Origin of the sequence: Longimicrobium sp. (assembly GCF_036554565.1) — a bacterium.
GTDB lineage: Bacteria > Gemmatimonadota > Gemmatimonadetes > Longimicrobiales > Longimicrobiaceae > Longimicrobium.
On sequence record NZ_DATBNB010000060.1, the window covers coordinates 1 to 13,785 of the forward strand.

The window sequence follows — 13,785 nt, forward strand, 5'->3', positions numbered from 1 at the left end:
CGGCGTACGAGGACAAGGTGGCGCGCCAGGGCATTCGCCTGGCCGACCTGCGCGACTGGACGCGCGCCCAGGAGGCGCTGCGCCGCGCCGCGGCCCGCGTCAACGAGCGGCTGCAGCTGTTCCAGTCCGACGAGCGGGTAGACGAGGCGGCGCTGATCGAGGAGGTGGGCTCCATCCGCGAGCGCCTGCTGGCCATTTCCGTCGATACCGGGCGCGTGATCCACGATGCTCTGCGCGCCGGGCAGAAGGTGCTGCTGGAAGGCGCCCAGGGCGCGCTGCTGGACGTGGACCACGGCACCTATCCGTACGTCACCTCGTCCAACACCACCGCCGGCGGCGCGGCGCTGGGCGTGGGCATCGGCCCGACGATGGTGGACGACGTGATCGGCGTGGTGAAGGCGTATACCACCCGCGTGGGCGAAGGCCCCCTGCCCACCGAGTTCCCGTCGCCCATGCAGGAGCAGGTGCGCGAGCTGGGCGGCGAGTACGGCGCCACCACCGGCCGCCCCCGCCGCTGCGGCTGGTTTGACGCCGTCGTGGTGCGCTACGCCGCTCGCGTGAACGGCCTGACGGGGCTGGCCGTCACCAAGATGGACGTGCTCGACACGCTCCCGGAGCTGAAGATCGCCGTCTCGTACCGCGCCGAAGGCCAGGAGCTGGACGACTTTCCCGGCGACCTGGGGCTGCTGGAGGCCGCGGAGCCGGTGTACGAGACGCTCCCGGGATGGCAGTCATCCACGGCCGGCGCGCGCCGCTGGGAAGACCTGCCCGAGGCGGCGCAGGCGTATCTCCGCCGACTGTCGGAGCTTACGGAGACGCCCATCTGGTACGTGTCGGTCGGCACGCGCCGCGACCAGATCATCCACGTGCGGCCCTGAGCCGCGCGGAGGGTCCGGGCGGCTTGGCACGGCGGGCGCACTCAATGCGCCCGCCGTCGTTTCAAGGAAGGGATGGCAGTTTGCGATGAACGACATGATCGATCCCACTGACGCGCGGGACGTCGACGCGGCGCTGCGGCACGTAAAGCCGTCCGTCCGGTCGCTGGGCGCGTACACGCTCAAGCCGTACGAGCCGCGCATCAAGCTCAACCAGAACGAGAGCCCGTACGACGTGCCGCGGGCGCTCAAGGACCGCATCCAGGCGCAGCTCGCCGAGCGGCCCTGGAACCGCTATCCGCCGTTCGTGGCCTCCAACTTCATCCAGGCCGTCAGCGAGGCCACGCGGTGGCCGTCGACGGGCATCCTGGTGGCCAACGGCTCGAACGAGCTGATCCAGGCGGTGCTCTCCGTTACCGTGGGCCCGGGCGTGTCCGTCGTCATCCCCGAGCCCACCTTCACGCTCTATCGGCTGATGACGGAGGTGAATGGCGGCACCGTCGCGTCCGTTCCCCTGAAGGACGACCTGTCGTTCGACGTGGACGCCATCATCGGCGCCGCGCGCGAGACGGACGCGGCCGTGATCGTCCTTTGCACCCCCAACAATCCCACCGGTGGGGCGCTCGGCGAAGAGGAGATTCGCCGCATCCACGACGAGACGGATGCGCTGATCCTGCTGGACCAGGCATACGTGGAGTTCGGCGGGTTCGACGCCATTCCCATGCTCGACGAGCGCCCGCGGCTGGTGGTGCTGCGCACGTTCAGCAAGGCGATGGCGATGGCGGGGCTGCGCGCCGGCTACATGCTGGCCCATCCGTCTCTCGCCGCGGAGGTGCACAAGGCCAAGCTGCCGTACAACATCAACTTCTTCACCGAAGTTGCCGCCGCCGAGGTGCTACGCTGCCGCAGCGAGCTGGCGCCCATGGTGCACGAGATCGCGGGCGAGCGCGACCGGATCCATGAAGCACTGCGCGCGATCCCGGGGCTGCACGTCTATCCGAGCGCGGCCAACTTCCTGGTCTTTCGCGTGGAATCACCCAGCGTCACGCACACGGAACTTTTCGACCGGCTGCTGGCGGAATACGGAATCCTGGTGCGCGACGTGTCAAAGTATCCCATGCTCGACAGGTGCCTGCGCGTGAACGCCGGGACGCCGACGGAGAACGACGCGTTCCTGGATGCGGTGCGCACGATCATGACGGAGGACCAGGGATGAGCCGTACGGGAGAGCGCCAGCGGAAGACGCGCGAAACGGAGATCCGCGTCCGCATCGACCTGGATGGAACGGGCGAAGCCGCCGTCCGTACGGGGATCGGGTTCTTCGATCATATGCTGGACGCGCTGGCCCGCCACGGCATGTTCAGCCTGGAGGTGGAGTGCGCGGGCGACCTTCACATCGACGCGCACCACACGGTGGAAGACGTGGGGATCGCGCTGGGCGGCGCCTTCCTGGACGCGCTGGGCGACAAGCGCGGCATCGTGCGCTACGCGGATGCGACGGTGCCGCTGGACGAGGCGCTGGTGCGCGCCGTAGTGGACGTGTCCGGCCGCCCATTCCTGCACTTCTACGTGCCCCTGCCGATGGACCAGCCGATGATCGGGCAGTTCGACGCGGCGCTCTCCGCCGAGTTCTGGCGCGGATTCGCCATGGAGGCGCGCCTGACCATGCACCTGGACGGCCTGCGCGGCGACAACGCACACCACGTGGTCGAAGCCACCTTCAAGGCCGCGGCGCGCGCGCTGGACGCCGCCACGCGGATCGACGAGCGCCGCGCGGGCGAGGTGCCCTCCACCAAGGGAGCGCTGTGACGCGGCCGCACGTGGTTCTGCTGGACTACGGCGCGGGAAACCTGCGCTCCGTCGCCAAGGCGTTCGAGCACGAGGGCGCTGACGTAACGATGACGGACGACCCGGCCGTCGCGCGCGCGGCGGACCGGCTGGTGCTCCCCGGCCAGGGGCACTTCGGGCAGTGCATGACGCGGCTGGAGAAGACGGGGCTGGGCGATGCCGTCCGCGAGCACGTGTCCGGCGGGCGCCCGTTCATCGGCATCTGCGTAGGGATGCAGCTGCTGTACGAGGGCAGCGACGAGGCGCCGGGCGTGAGCGGCCTGGGGATGCTCCCCGGCACCGTGCGTCGCATTCCCACGGACCTGCCGCTGCCGCACGTGGGGTGGAACTCGGTGGAGTTCATCCGCGGTGCCGAGGCCGATCCCGTGCTGGCGGGGGTGGCGGGGCCGGAGCCGCGCTGGTTCTACCACGTGCACTCGTTCGCGGTTCTGGACGACGACAGCGAGACCGTTTTGGGCCGCTGCCGGTACGACGCGGCCTTCGCCAGCATCGTGGGGCGCAACAACGTGTGGGGAATCCAGTTCCACCCCGAAAAGAGCCAGGAAGACGGGCTGCGGATCCTGGGGAACTTCTCGCGGCTCTGAACCCGGACGCTCCGATGGCGCCACAGGCATGTACGGAGTGCGCGCTTGTGGCGGATTCAGGCTCGTTGCGCGGCTCGTAAATCCCGTTTACCCTTCCGCTTAGGAGAGCGGGGGACGTCCACGGGAGGAGGCCGATGCACACCTGGAAGCTGAAGAACGCGCAGCACCGATTGCGGGAACTCGTCCGCCTGGCGCTGACGAAGGAGCCGCAGCGCCTGTCGAACGGCAAGGACGCGGTGGTCGTGATCGCCGCGAGCGAGTACGACCGCCTGCTGGGCGGCAGGGCCCCACGGGCGCCGCAGATAGCGCCGGCTGCGGCTGGGGAGCGGAGAACGCGGCCGTCATTCCTCGCGCGAATCAAGAACGCGCGAGGCGGCAGGCGAGTCACCGGGCGCGAGCCGGATGTTTCGGAGGAGCGCCGCGACGCTCCCGTCCGCTCGGCGGAGCGGCCAGCCCCAGGCGAGCCAGGGAGCGATCGGCAATGGGTTTGGGAGTGGGATGAAGAGGCCCAACGCTGGGCTCTGCCTTGGGAGAAGGATCTGGCCCCGGGAGAATACCCCCCCTGGAGATCCTGAACCGGGCGAAGAACTCGCCGCTGGCACAGGCATTTCGCACGGGGGAGATCACGGAGGAGGAGTGGGACGAGGTCATGCGGCGCCCGGAGTGCTGAGGCATGCGCTTCCTCCTCGACACCAACCTGCTCTCCGAGCCTACACGCAAGCGATCCGATCTGGGGGTGGAGGCGTGGATCGCGGCTCAGGAACCGGCGGAACTTGCGATCAGCGTCATCTCCCTCGGCGAAATCGAACGGGGCGTGATTCTCCTGCGCCCCGGGCCGCGGAAGGAGGAACTTCGCAGCTGGCTGGACGAGGAGAGTCTGGTCGCGTACAAGGACCGCACTGTCTCCGTCGACAAAGCGATCGCGCTGGAGTGGGGACGAATCTCTGCCGACGCGGTTCGCACGGGCCGGGGGCTCCCCGAATCCGATGGCCTGCTTGTCGCGACAGCGATCGTGCTGAACCTGACGCTGGTCACCCGCAACGAGCGGCACTGCGCCGGCTGGGGCGCACCGCTCATCAACCCGTGGTCTGGCGAAACGCGTGACTGACTTCTTCAAGGGACACGGCCTGGGCAACGACTACATCGCCCTGGCGATGGAGGGCCTGGGCTTCGAGTTGACGCCGCCCGCCGTGCGCCTGCTCTGCGACCGGCACACCGGGGTGGGCTCCGACGGCATCCTGGCGCGCGTCCCCTCGTCCGCGGGCGATTTCGGCCTGCGCATCTTCAACCCCGACGGCAGCGAGGCCGAGAAAAGCGGCAACGGGCTGCGCATCTTCGCCGCGTACCTGCTGGAGCAGGGCGAGGTGGAGGAGCGCGTGCCCTTCACGGTGGATACGCCCGGCGGCATCGTCCGCATGGAGGTGCTTCAGGTGTCGAACGACGGCGTGCTGTCCGTGGAGGTGGAGATGGGCACCGCCACCTTCCGCAGCGCCGACGTGGGCCTTCCCGGGCCGGACCGCGAGACGGAGGACGAGCCGCTGGAGCTGGCATCGGGCGACGTGGTGCGCATCAACACGGTGTCCATCGGCAACCCGCACTGCGTGGTGTTCGCCGACGAGCTGGACCTGGACGACCTTCGCCGGCGCGCGCCGCAGATCAGCACGCATCCCAACTTCGAGCGTGGCGTGAACGTGCAGTTCGCCGTGCCGATGGAGCCGGACGGCGTGGATGCCTGGGTGTGGGAGCGCGGGGCGGGCGAGACTCGGGCCTCCGGCTCCAGCGCCTGCGCGGTGGCCGCGGCGGCGGTGAGGCGCGGCATGGTGTCGGAGCGGCAGGTGGCGGTCCGCATGCCCGGGGGCACCCTGCACGTGCACGTGCGCGACGACTGGTCGCTCGTGCTGCGGGGCCCGGTGGAGTCCGTGTACCGCGGCACGCTGACGGAGGGGATGCTGCGCCGGCTGGGGATTTTGGGATGAGCCTGGCGAAGCGCATCATCCCCTGCCTGGACGTCAAGGACGGGCGGGTGGTGAAGGGAATCCAGTTCGTGGGGCTGCGCGACGCGGGCGACCCCGTGGAGCAGGCCGTCCGCTACGACGAGCAACGCGCGGACGAGCTCTGCTTCCTGGACATCACCGCCAGCCACGAGGGCCGCGCGTCGATGCTCGACGTCATTCGGCGCACGGCGGACAGCATCTTCATTCCGTTCACGGTGGGCGGCGGCATCCGCTCGGTCGACGACTTCAACGCCATCCTGGGCGCCGGGGCCGACAAGGTGGCCGTCAACACCGCCGCGCTGGCCGACCCGGACCTGGTGCGGCGCGCGGCCGACCACTACGGCTCGCAGTGCGTGGTGGTGGCCGTCGATGCGCGGCGCACCGCCACAGGTGACGTGGAGAGCGGCTGGGAGGTGTACACGCATGGCGGCCGCAAGCCCACGGGCATCGACGCCGTGGCGTGGGCGCGGCGCGCGCAGGAGCTGGGCGCGGGAGAGATCCTGCTGACTTCCATGGACCGGGACGGCACCCGCGACGGCTACGACCTGCCGCTGCTGGAGGCGGTCAGCCGCGAGGTGCGCATCCCCGTCATCGCGTCGGGCGGCGCGGGGGCGCTGGAGCATCTGGACAGCGCCCTGGCGGCGGGCGCGCACGCCGTGCTGGCGGCGTCGATCTTCCATTTCGGCGAGTACACGCTGGCCGAGGCGCGCCGGTACCTGGCCGCGCGCGGGCACCCCGTGCGGCAGTAGTCCGGCGGCGCGGCGCGGCCCTTGCCGTTCGCGGGGCAAGGTCGGTGGTTTTGCAATGGCGACGGGCGCCCGGCGGCGGCCCCGAACGGAGGAGAGAAACGTTGAAGCACGGAATTTTGCGTAGCCTGGCCCTGGCCGCGCTGGTTGGTTCGCTTGCCGCGTGCGGTGGCGACAACGGCGGCGGGACGGAAAAGGGAAAGAGTGCCGCCGCGGGCGACACCGGTAAGGCCGCCGCGGGGGCACAGCCCACGCCGCAGCGCCCCGCGACCAGCTTCGCGCTGGGCAGCACCGCGGCGCAGGCCCAGGCGTGCCAGCAGCAGCGGCAGGCCCGGCTGGACTCGGCAGCCGCCGCGCTGCAGGCGGATTCCACGGCCAAGCGGCCGGGAGCGGGACGCAATCCGCTGTTCGCCAAGGAAAAGGGCTGGTATCCCAAGATGCCGGCGTTCGCCGACGGCTCGCTGCTGCCGTGCAACCGCATCGTGGTGTACTACGGCAATCCCAACTCCAAGAAGATGGGTGCTCTCGGCGAGTACCCGCGCGACGAGATGCTCGCCCGGCTGAACCGCCAGGTGCAGGCGTGGCGCCAGGCCGATCCCGGCACGCCCGTGATCCCGGGGCTTCACCTGATCGCCGTCGTGGCGCAGGGCGATCCCGGGCCGTCGGGCAAGTACCGCGCGCAGATTCGCGACGCGCAGGTCGACTCCATCCACCAGATGGCCAAGTCGATCAACGGCATCATGTTCATCGACGTGCAGGTGGGCAACGACGACATCCGCAACATCATGCCGCGCTTCGAGGAGTTCCTGAAGCGGCCGGACGTGCACTTTGCCGTCGACCCCGAGTTCTACATGCGAGGTGGCGTGGTGCCCGGCCGAAAGATCGGGACGATGTACGCGGCCGACATCAACTACGTGATGGACGAGCTGACGCGCATCGTGCGGGAGAACAACCTGCCGCCCAAGGTGCTGATCATCCACCGCTTCACCCGCAACATGGTGCCCGATGTGCAGAACGTCAGGCTGCGTCCGGAGGTGCAGTTCGTTCTGCACATGGACGGGTGGGGAGCGCCGTGGCTGAAGTACGACTCGTACCGCGACTATGTCGCCGCGTACCCGGCGCAGTACACGGGGTGGAAGAACTTCTACCACAACGACACCAAGAAGGGTGACCCGCTCACCTCGCCGCAGGACCTGATCCAGCTGTTCCCGGAACCGCTCTACGTGCAGTATCAGTAGCGGACGCAGTACGGCGAACGAGAGGCGCCGGCCCCCGCGGGTCGGCGCCTCTCCTCGTTGGTGGCGGCAGAAAGGGCGGGCACCTCGCGGCGCCCGCCCTTCGTTCGTGCCCTGGAAGCCTCAGCCGCGGACGAGGTCGCGGTCCAGGTTCACTTCCATGGTCCCGCCCGACTCGTGGTCGGCGTCGGGCGCGTCCCAGTCGGTGAGCGCCGCCGACACGGCCGTCACCGCCGTCAGGCCCAGGAAGAAGTTGCGGGCCCGCCGGTTGTCGGCGAAGCCGAGCAGCCAGGGCAGGAAGGGGAGCGCGGCCCCGATGGCCACCTCGGCGGCGCCGTGGCCCTTGAAGGGCAGCAGGCGCTTGGCCGCGAGGGGATAGTCGGTCATCAGCGACAGGCCCAGGTACCCGGCGGCCAGCCCATAGGCCAACCCCTCGGCCGAGCGCGGAAAGCCGAGGGCCCGCGGCGCCGCGGCTACCGTGGCCACCGTGGTGTAGTCGATCATTCCGTGCGCCCGCGCGTTCAGCGGTTTTCTCATTCGTCATCCTCCCGGTTTCGTGGACGTTGGGGCCGCACGCAGTGGCAAACGGTGTGCCCGTGTGGGCGCATCTTTCATTTTGCCAACAGGTTGCGTCGTTGCATCCGCTGCCGTCGCAAAGGGCCCGTTTCGTGCTTCCACCCGGCGGCTTTCACCATCCGGCGACAAACTTGGAACGGGAGATAGAGATGCCGACACGCAGGGCGAGTGCGACGTGGGAAGGCGGACTGCAGAAGGGCAGCGGCAGCTTCAGCGGTGAGAGCGGCGCCATCGCTGGGGCCTACTCGGTCGGCACCCGGTTCGGGGGCGAGCCGGGGACCAACCCCGAGGAGCTGCTGGCCGCGGCCGAGGCGGCGTGCTTCAGCATGGCGCTGTCCCTTGGGCTGGAGAAGAACGGAACGCCGCCCACGCGCGTGCACACCGACGCCGCCTGCACCATCGACAAGGCGGGCGAGGGTTTCAAGATTACCACCATGCAGCTGCGGGTGACGGCGCGGGTGGACGGGATCGACGACGCCACGTTCCAGTCCATCGCGCAGGCCACCAAGGTGGGGTGCCCCGTGTCGCAGGCGCTCGCCGGCGTGGACATCCAGCTGCAGGCCACGCTGGAGTCGGGCGGCGCTTGATTCCGTCCAGCCGCCGCCGGTGAGCGAACGAAAGCGGCCCGGCGCACGAGCGCCGCGCCGTTCCTTCACCGCTTGGCCAGACGGGTCAGCTCGGCGGCCGGGCGACGTGGAAGGTGACGATGTTCGAGCGGTGGCTGAGCTTATGGTCGCGCCGCTCTCCGCGAACGACGTGATGGCTGGAGACCACCGCGTAGGCCGCGTACTCGCCCGGCTGGGGCGCCGCCGCCAGCCAGGCATCGTCCACGCGCACGGAGTCGTTCGCCGGCACCTTCATCGCCGTGGGGGTGCTGATGCAGGTGCTGCCGCCGCCGGGCGGGTGGACGATCGACTTGTCTTCGGTCACCACGAACATCTCCACCTGGCACTGGCTTTCGAACTCCAGCGTCAGCGGCTCGCGCTCGCGGTTGATCACCCAGGCGCTCATGTGCAGCGAATCGCCCGGCGCGATGGTGTCCGGCGGGGTGGTGCGCAGGCGCACGCTGACGGCCGGCTTCCTTTCGCTGCCGGTTTCGCAGGCGGCGAGCGCCACGGCCAGCGCGGCGAACGCCGGAAGGCGGCGGGTCATGCCTGGTTTCTCCTGAGCAGAAAGCGGGGGATGGCGGCCTGGAAGGTGGCGCCGTCGGGCCGCTCCATCACGTAGTAGCCTTCCATGTGGCCCTCGGGCCCGCGCAGCACGCAGAAGCTCTGGTACTCGTGCACGCCGCCCGGCGGGATCAGCGGCTCCTGCCCTACTACGCCCTCGCCCTGCACCTCGCTGTCGCCCGCTGCGGGGTCGTGGATGTACCAGTGCCGCCACCGCAGGCGCGCCGGCTGGTCGCCCACGTTCTCGATACGGATGCCGTACGCGAACACGAAGCGCGGCTCGGACGGGTCCGAGTGCGCTTCCAGGTAGTAGGGCGTCGCGGTGACGCGAATTCCCTCGGTGATGCGGTAGAACAGCATGGCGTGCCCGTGTCCGGTGGTGCGCTGGCGGGATAGATAGGGCGCGCACCCGCCCGGGTCAACGCTCAGGCTGTCCATCCCCCGCGCGCCCTTCTACATTTTCGGCCACCGCCGCGCATCCACCCCCGCGACCCGAACAAGCCATGGAGCACCTGAAGGCGCTCATCCGCGACGTACCCGATTTTCCCCTTCCGGGCATCCTGTTCCGCGACGTCACGCCGCTGCTGCGGCACCCGCGCGGGCTGGCGGACGTGGTGGACGCGTTCGCCGCCCGCTACCGAGGCCGCGAGGTAAACGCGGTGGTGGGCATCGAGTCGCGTGGCTTCCTCTTCGGTGCGCCGCTGGCGGTGGCGCTCGGCGTGGGGTTCGTGCCGGTGCGCAAGCCCGGGAAGCTGCCGGCGGACCGCATCAGCCAATCGTACGCGCTGGAATACGGCACCAACAGGCTGGAGATCCACCGCGATGCGCTTCTCCCGGGCGAGTCGGTGGTGGTGGTCGACGACCTGCTGGCCACGGGCGGCACCGCGAACGCCGCCGCGTGGCTCGTCCGCGCGCTCGGGGCGCACGTGGTGGAGCTCGCCTTCGTAGTGGAGCTCGCCTTCCTCCGCGGCCGCGAACGCCTGGGCGACGATCCGGTCCATTCGCTGATTACCTACTAGCGTTGCGAGCCGCCGCCCTGCTGGGGCGACTGAAGTCGCGGCAACAAGGGCCCGAAGTCCGCCTTCGCGGACTGCACGCCAAGCCCCAGTGCACCACGCCAGCCTAAAGCGCGATCGAATTCTCCCTTTCCCCTGCGAAGCGGGGGAGAGGGCCGGGGAGAGGGGGCTCCCAAGGCATTCACCGGCAGTCAGCTTCATCCGGTTCGACGTTCTCCCCTCTCCCGGCGCAGTTTGCCGGGGGAGGGGCGGGGGAGGGGCCAGCCGAGGAATGCGCCGGAGTAGTTCAAACTGCCGCAGGGCCCACCATTGATGCCCGCTCTGCCACTGAGTCTTTGCAACCGCACGGCACTGGCTCCCTTCCCCCACGCAGTTTGTGGGGGAAGGGTTGGGGATGGGGGGCGCCGAGGCCTGCGCCGTTGCCATTGAAAACGCCTCTCCCCACGCGGCACGGAACTGGCCCGCCGTGCCCCTAAAGAAATCAGCGGTCGACCAGCAATCGGGAGATACGGATGGAACCGGTACCGCAGGAAGCGGTGGAGATCCTCAAGAGCACCCGGACCATCGCCGTGCTGGGGATGAAGGGCGACGGCGATGAGATGGCGCCCGCGCACGGCGTGCCGATGTACCTGGCCGCCCACGGATACCAGATCACTCCCGTGAATCCCAAGCTGGCCCGGGACGGCTACCCCGGCGCGGTCGCCAGCCTGGGCGACCTGACCGCCGCGCCGGACCTCGTGCAGGTGTTCCGCGGCTCCGACCAGGTGGCGAAGCACGTGGACGAGCTCCTGGCGCTCAAGCCCAGGGCCGTCTGGCTCCAGCTCGGCATCCGGAACGACGAGGCCGCCGCCCGGCTTCAGGAGGCCGGCATCCGCGTGGTGCAGGACCGCTGCATGTACAAGGACCACCACGCGCTCTCGGACGCGGGCGAGATCTGAGCGAGCGGTGGCGGTTCGGGAAGGACGAAGACGCGCGGAGGGAGCCATCCCCCCGCGCCTCTTCCGTCAACGTACCTCGATCGCGACTACCGGCGCCGTCCGTCGTCGATCGGTCCTTCGGTGCCCAGCGGCACGCCCGGCGGCACCACGCCCGCCTGACCCGCTGGCCGTAGCGCATCGTAAACCCACGCGGCGGCGAGCATCCCGGCGATCGGCGCGAGCCAGTAGATCCAGTGCCCGTCCCATCCACCTCCCGCCAGCGCCGGACCCAGCGTCCGGGCCGGGTTCATCGACGCGCCCGTCAGCGGCCCGCCCACCATCGCGCAGAAGCCGATCGTCACGCCAATCGCCAGCCCGGCCGCGCCCGCCGTGCCGCGCTCGTCCGTGGCCACGCCCATGATCACGAACATCAGCGCGAACGAAAGCAGGAACTCCACGCCGAAGGCCGCGCCGTGCGGCACCGAGGGAAGGCTGGCGCCCACGTCACCCACGCTGCCCAGCGCCGCGCGCGAGGCGAACGACGCCAGGGTGGCGCCCAGGCACTGCGCGACCGCGTAGGGCAGCACCTCGCGCACGGGGAACCGCCCGCGCGACGCCAGCCCGATGGTCACGGCGGGGTTGATGTGCGCGCCCGAAAGGTGCCCCAGCGAGTAGACCATCGCCGTCACCACGAAGGCGAAGGCGAGCGCCACGCCGGGGTGGCCCAGCGCGTCGGTCCGCGCATTGACCATCACGGCCCCGGGGCCGATCAGGACGAGAAAGAATGTGCCCAGCGCCTCGGCGCCGGCGCGTCTGTACAGGTCCGTCACGTGTCGTCTCCGGTGTCAGGGTCCAGCCGCGGCGATCGGCCGCGGCGCAGGTATTCGGCAACATCGTCGGGCAGCTCACTGCGGCGGATGCCCCCCGTCGCCCGCCCGGCCGCGCGGATGGCATCTACGGTCTCGTTCGGCTACGGCGCGTATCCCACCAGGTCGCCCAGGTGGTACGTCGCATCCACGTCGCCACGCGCGGCGATGGACGCCAGCACGGCCTGCAGCGCCGGGAGGTTGGCGTGGATGTCGGAGATCAGCGCGTAGCGCATGGAAACACGGACCCACAACGGGGGGTCGCGTGGATTCGGGCGGAAGGATACGGGGCGGGGCGGGGCCGGGGAAGAGGTGCCCGATGCTGGACGATGCGAAGAATTTCAGATGTTTGGCACGATCCTTCCCTTGGAGCGGCGCAAGAGGTGTCTCGTAACCCGTTGCAGATGCGCTATCTATGCTGAGAGCACGAGTCCGGGGAATGTCGCTGGCGCTGGCGATGGCGGCTACCCTGATCACCGCGCCGACGATCGCGGCGCAGGAGGACAGCACGTCGGCGCGGGCGGAGACGGAGGAGCGCAGAACCCCCTCCGGCCCATTCTCGCTGATCGTGGACCTGTCCGAGCGCGAGCTGTACGTAATGCGGGGCGACGAGGTGGAGCGGACGTACCCGGTGGCGATCGGAAAGCCGGAGCATCCCACGCCGCGCGGCGCGTTCAACGTCCGCCGGTTGATCTGGAATCCGCGGTGGGTTCCGCCCGATGCCGCGTGGGCGCGCAATCGCCGGGCGCGCGCGCCCGGCGACCCTCGCAACCCCATGGGCCGGGTGAAGATCTTCTTCCGCGCGCCGGACTACTACATCCACGGCACGCACCAGGAAGACTCGCTGGGCCAGGCCGAAAGCCACGGCTGCATCCGCATGCGCAACGCCGACGTGATCGAGCTTGCGCGGATGGTGATGGAGAACGGCGGCGCGCGACGCAGCCCCAGCTGGTTTCAGCAGGTAATCAACCGCGTGCGGTCCACCGCCGAGGTGGGACTTTCGTCGCCCGTCACGCTGCGGATTCGCGAGTAGCCGCGCGATCTTGACGTAGTCGACGGGGCCCAGTGGATGCGGGCCCCGTTCTCATTTCACCCGACTTCGCCCATGCACCTGGTCCAGATCCTGGTTCCGCTGCGCGACAACGACGGAAACCCCTTCCCCCGCGCGTGGCTGGACGCGCTGCGTCTGGAACTGACGGAGCGGTTCGGCGGCGTGACGGCCCACCTGCGTGCACCCGCGGCCGGCGCGTGGAAGGACGAGGAGGGCGATCTCGCGCGGGACGACGTGGTGACCGTCGAAGTGATGGCGGAAGAGCTGGACCGCGACTGGTGGTCCGCCTTCGGAAAGCGGCTGGCGAAGCAGTACCGCCAAGAAGAGATGATGGTGCGCGCTCTCCCCTGCGAGCGGCTCTGAGAGATCGGCCCACACGAGCCTCCGAAGCGCACCTGTCTTCCCGCCATGTGACCAAACCTGCCGAAGCGCACCTGTCTTCCCGCCATGTGACCGAACCTGCCGAAGCGCACCTGTCATCCAGCCATGTGCCCGCACCTGGCGAAGCGCACCTGTCATCCCGCCATGTGACCGAACCTGCCGAAGCGCACCTGTCATCCCGACGGAGCGGCCACGTGATAGGTGCGGCTGCATCACAGTTTGCAGCGACCGAGGGATCCGCCACGCACTCGCCCTGACGCACCGCACCGGGCCGTTGCGCAGACGTCGGGCTTTTGCGGCTCCCCCGCCTGTGGCCAAGCCTGGCATCGGCTCCCTTCCCTCGAAGACGACCACGGGACACAGGCTTGGGCGTTCCGGCCGCTGGGACGCATCACGCCAGGTGTGTGGCGGATCCCTCGGTCGCTGCCGTCCTCGTTGTGGCCGCTGGTTCTCCGTGGCCGCTCCGTCGGGATGACAGGGCTGCTCCGGGTGGCTGCGGCCGCTCCGTCGGGATGACAGGGCGGCTC

At 69.7% G+C, this 13,785-nt stretch carries 18 protein-coding genes and 1 pseudogene; 14 read left to right on the forward strand and 5 right to left on the reverse strand.

From position 1 onward, the window contains the following. The 9 genes from VIB55_RS01580 to VIB55_RS01620 form a co-directional block, all read left to right on the forward strand. Positions 1 to 878, forward strand: an 878-nt coding sequence (locus VIB55_RS01580; protein WP_331874906.1) for an adenylosuccinate synthetase, incomplete at its 5' end; no start/stop codon positions are given. Positions 879 to 972: 94 nt separating this feature from the next. Next, positions 973 to 2,091 (forward strand): histidinol-phosphate transaminase, encoded by a 1,119-nt coding sequence (hisC, locus tag VIB55_RS01585; protein WP_331874907.1) that lies wholly within the window; start codon positions 973 to 975, stop codon positions 2,089 to 2,091. After that, a complete protein-coding gene (hisB, locus tag VIB55_RS01590; RefSeq protein ID WP_331874908.1) occupies positions 2,088 to 2,684 on the forward strand; it encodes an imidazoleglycerol-phosphate dehydratase HisB in 597 nt (198 codons plus the stop codon). Before hisC ends, hisB begins: the two co-directional genes overlap by 4 nt. Continuing rightward, positions 2,681 to 3,307 (forward strand): imidazole glycerol phosphate synthase subunit HisH, encoded by a 627-nt coding sequence (hisH, locus tag VIB55_RS01595; protein ID WP_331874909.1) that lies wholly within the window; start codon positions 2,681 to 2,683, stop codon positions 3,305 to 3,307. The genes hisB and hisH overlap by 4 nt, the downstream gene beginning before the upstream one ends. A gap of 134 nt (positions 3,308 to 3,441) precedes the next feature. Next, positions 3,442 to 3,882 carry a hypothetical protein gene (locus VIB55_RS01600; RefSeq protein ID WP_331874910.1) on the forward strand — a complete coding sequence of 147 codons (441 nt, stop codon included), beginning with the start codon at positions 3,442 to 3,444 and terminating at the stop codon, positions 3,880 to 3,882. A 98-nt stretch (positions 3,883 to 3,980) separates the two neighbouring features. After that, positions 3,981 to 4,415: a type II toxin-antitoxin system VapC family toxin gene (locus tag VIB55_RS01605; protein WP_331874911.1), complete on the forward strand. Its 435-nt coding sequence runs from the start codon at positions 3,981 to 3,983 to the stop codon at positions 4,413 to 4,415. Continuing rightward, positions 4,408 to 5,283 (forward strand): diaminopimelate epimerase, encoded by an 876-nt coding sequence (dapF, locus tag VIB55_RS01610; protein ID WP_331874912.1) that lies wholly within the window; start codon positions 4,408 to 4,410, stop codon positions 5,281 to 5,283. Before VIB55_RS01605 ends, dapF begins: the two co-directional genes overlap by 8 nt. After that, entirely contained in the window at positions 5,280 to 6,050 is a 771-nt protein-coding gene (gene hisF, locus VIB55_RS01615) for an imidazole glycerol phosphate synthase subunit HisF (RefSeq protein ID WP_331874913.1), read from the forward strand. The genes dapF and hisF overlap by 4 nt, the downstream gene beginning before the upstream one ends. Before the next feature lie 101 nt (positions 6,051 to 6,151). After that, positions 6,152 to 7,285, forward strand: coding sequence for a hypothetical protein (locus VIB55_RS01620; protein ID WP_331874914.1), 1,134 nt, complete (start codon positions 6,152 to 6,154; stop codon positions 7,283 to 7,285). 120 nt (positions 7,286 to 7,405) lie between these two features. Here VIB55_RS01620 and VIB55_RS01625 read toward each other — a convergent pair whose 3' ends face one another. After that, positions 7,406 to 7,819, reverse strand: coding sequence for a hypothetical protein (locus tag VIB55_RS01625; RefSeq protein WP_331874915.1), 414 nt, complete (start codon positions 7,817 to 7,819; stop codon positions 7,406 to 7,408). Between the two features lie 188 nt (positions 7,820 to 8,007). Between VIB55_RS01625 and VIB55_RS01630 the strand changes: the two genes are divergently transcribed. After that, positions 8,008 to 8,445 carry an OsmC family peroxiredoxin gene (locus VIB55_RS01630; RefSeq protein WP_331874916.1) on the forward strand — a complete coding sequence of 146 codons (438 nt, stop codon included), beginning with the start codon at positions 8,008 to 8,010 and terminating at the stop codon, positions 8,443 to 8,445. A gap of 85 nt (positions 8,446 to 8,530) precedes the next feature. Here VIB55_RS01630 and VIB55_RS01635 read toward each other — a convergent pair whose 3' ends face one another. Together VIB55_RS01635 and apaG are read right to left on the reverse strand one after the other, a co-directional pair. After that, the gene (locus VIB55_RS01635) at positions 8,531 to 9,010 is read right to left on the reverse strand and encodes a BsuPI-related putative proteinase inhibitor (protein ID WP_331874917.1); all 480 of its coding nucleotides are present in this window, start codon (positions 9,008 to 9,010) and stop codon (positions 8,531 to 8,533) included. Beyond that, positions 9,007 to 9,465 (reverse strand): Co2+/Mg2+ efflux protein ApaG, encoded by a 459-nt coding sequence (gene apaG / locus VIB55_RS01640; RefSeq protein WP_331874918.1) that lies wholly within the window; start codon positions 9,463 to 9,465, stop codon positions 9,007 to 9,009. The genes VIB55_RS01635 and apaG overlap by 4 nt, the downstream gene beginning before the upstream one ends. Positions 9,466 to 9,530: 65 nt before the next feature. Between apaG and VIB55_RS01645 the strand changes: the two genes are divergently transcribed. After that, positions 9,531 to 10,046, forward strand: a complete 516-nt coding sequence (locus VIB55_RS01645) for an adenine phosphoribosyltransferase (protein WP_331874919.1) — start codon at positions 9,531 to 9,533, stop codon at positions 10,044 to 10,046. Positions 10,047 to 10,555: 509 nt separating this feature from the next. Then, positions 10,556 to 10,981: a CoA-binding protein gene (locus VIB55_RS01650; protein WP_331874920.1), complete on the forward strand. Its 426-nt coding sequence runs from the start codon at positions 10,556 to 10,558 to the stop codon at positions 10,979 to 10,981. A gap of 86 nt (positions 10,982 to 11,067) precedes the next feature. On the opposite strand, the gene VIB55_RS01655 is transcribed toward VIB55_RS01650, so the two are convergent. Together VIB55_RS01655 and VIB55_RS01660 are read right to left on the reverse strand one after the other, a co-directional pair. Then, on the reverse strand, positions 11,068 to 11,790 hold the full coding sequence (locus VIB55_RS01655; protein WP_331874921.1) for an MIP family channel protein: 723 nt from the start codon (positions 11,788 to 11,790) through the stop codon (positions 11,068 to 11,070). Positions 11,791 to 11,933: 143 nt separating this feature from the next. After that, positions 11,934 to 12,062, reverse strand: a pseudogene (locus tag VIB55_RS01660) (metallophosphoesterase family protein); the annotation flags it as partial. A gap of 203 nt (positions 12,063 to 12,265) precedes the next feature. Here VIB55_RS01660 and VIB55_RS01665 point away from each other — a divergent pair. Both VIB55_RS01665 and VIB55_RS01670 read left to right on the forward strand, forming a co-directional pair. Beyond that, positions 12,266 to 12,859 (forward strand): L,D-transpeptidase, encoded by a 594-nt coding sequence (locus VIB55_RS01665; RefSeq protein WP_331874923.1) that lies wholly within the window; start codon positions 12,266 to 12,268, stop codon positions 12,857 to 12,859. 72 nt (positions 12,860 to 12,931) lie between these two features. Beyond that, positions 12,932 to 13,240 carry a hypothetical protein gene (locus VIB55_RS01670; protein WP_331874924.1) on the forward strand — a complete coding sequence of 103 codons (309 nt, stop codon included), beginning with the start codon at positions 12,932 to 12,934 and terminating at the stop codon, positions 13,238 to 13,240. The last annotated feature ends 545 nt before the right edge of the window (positions 13,241 to 13,785 follow it).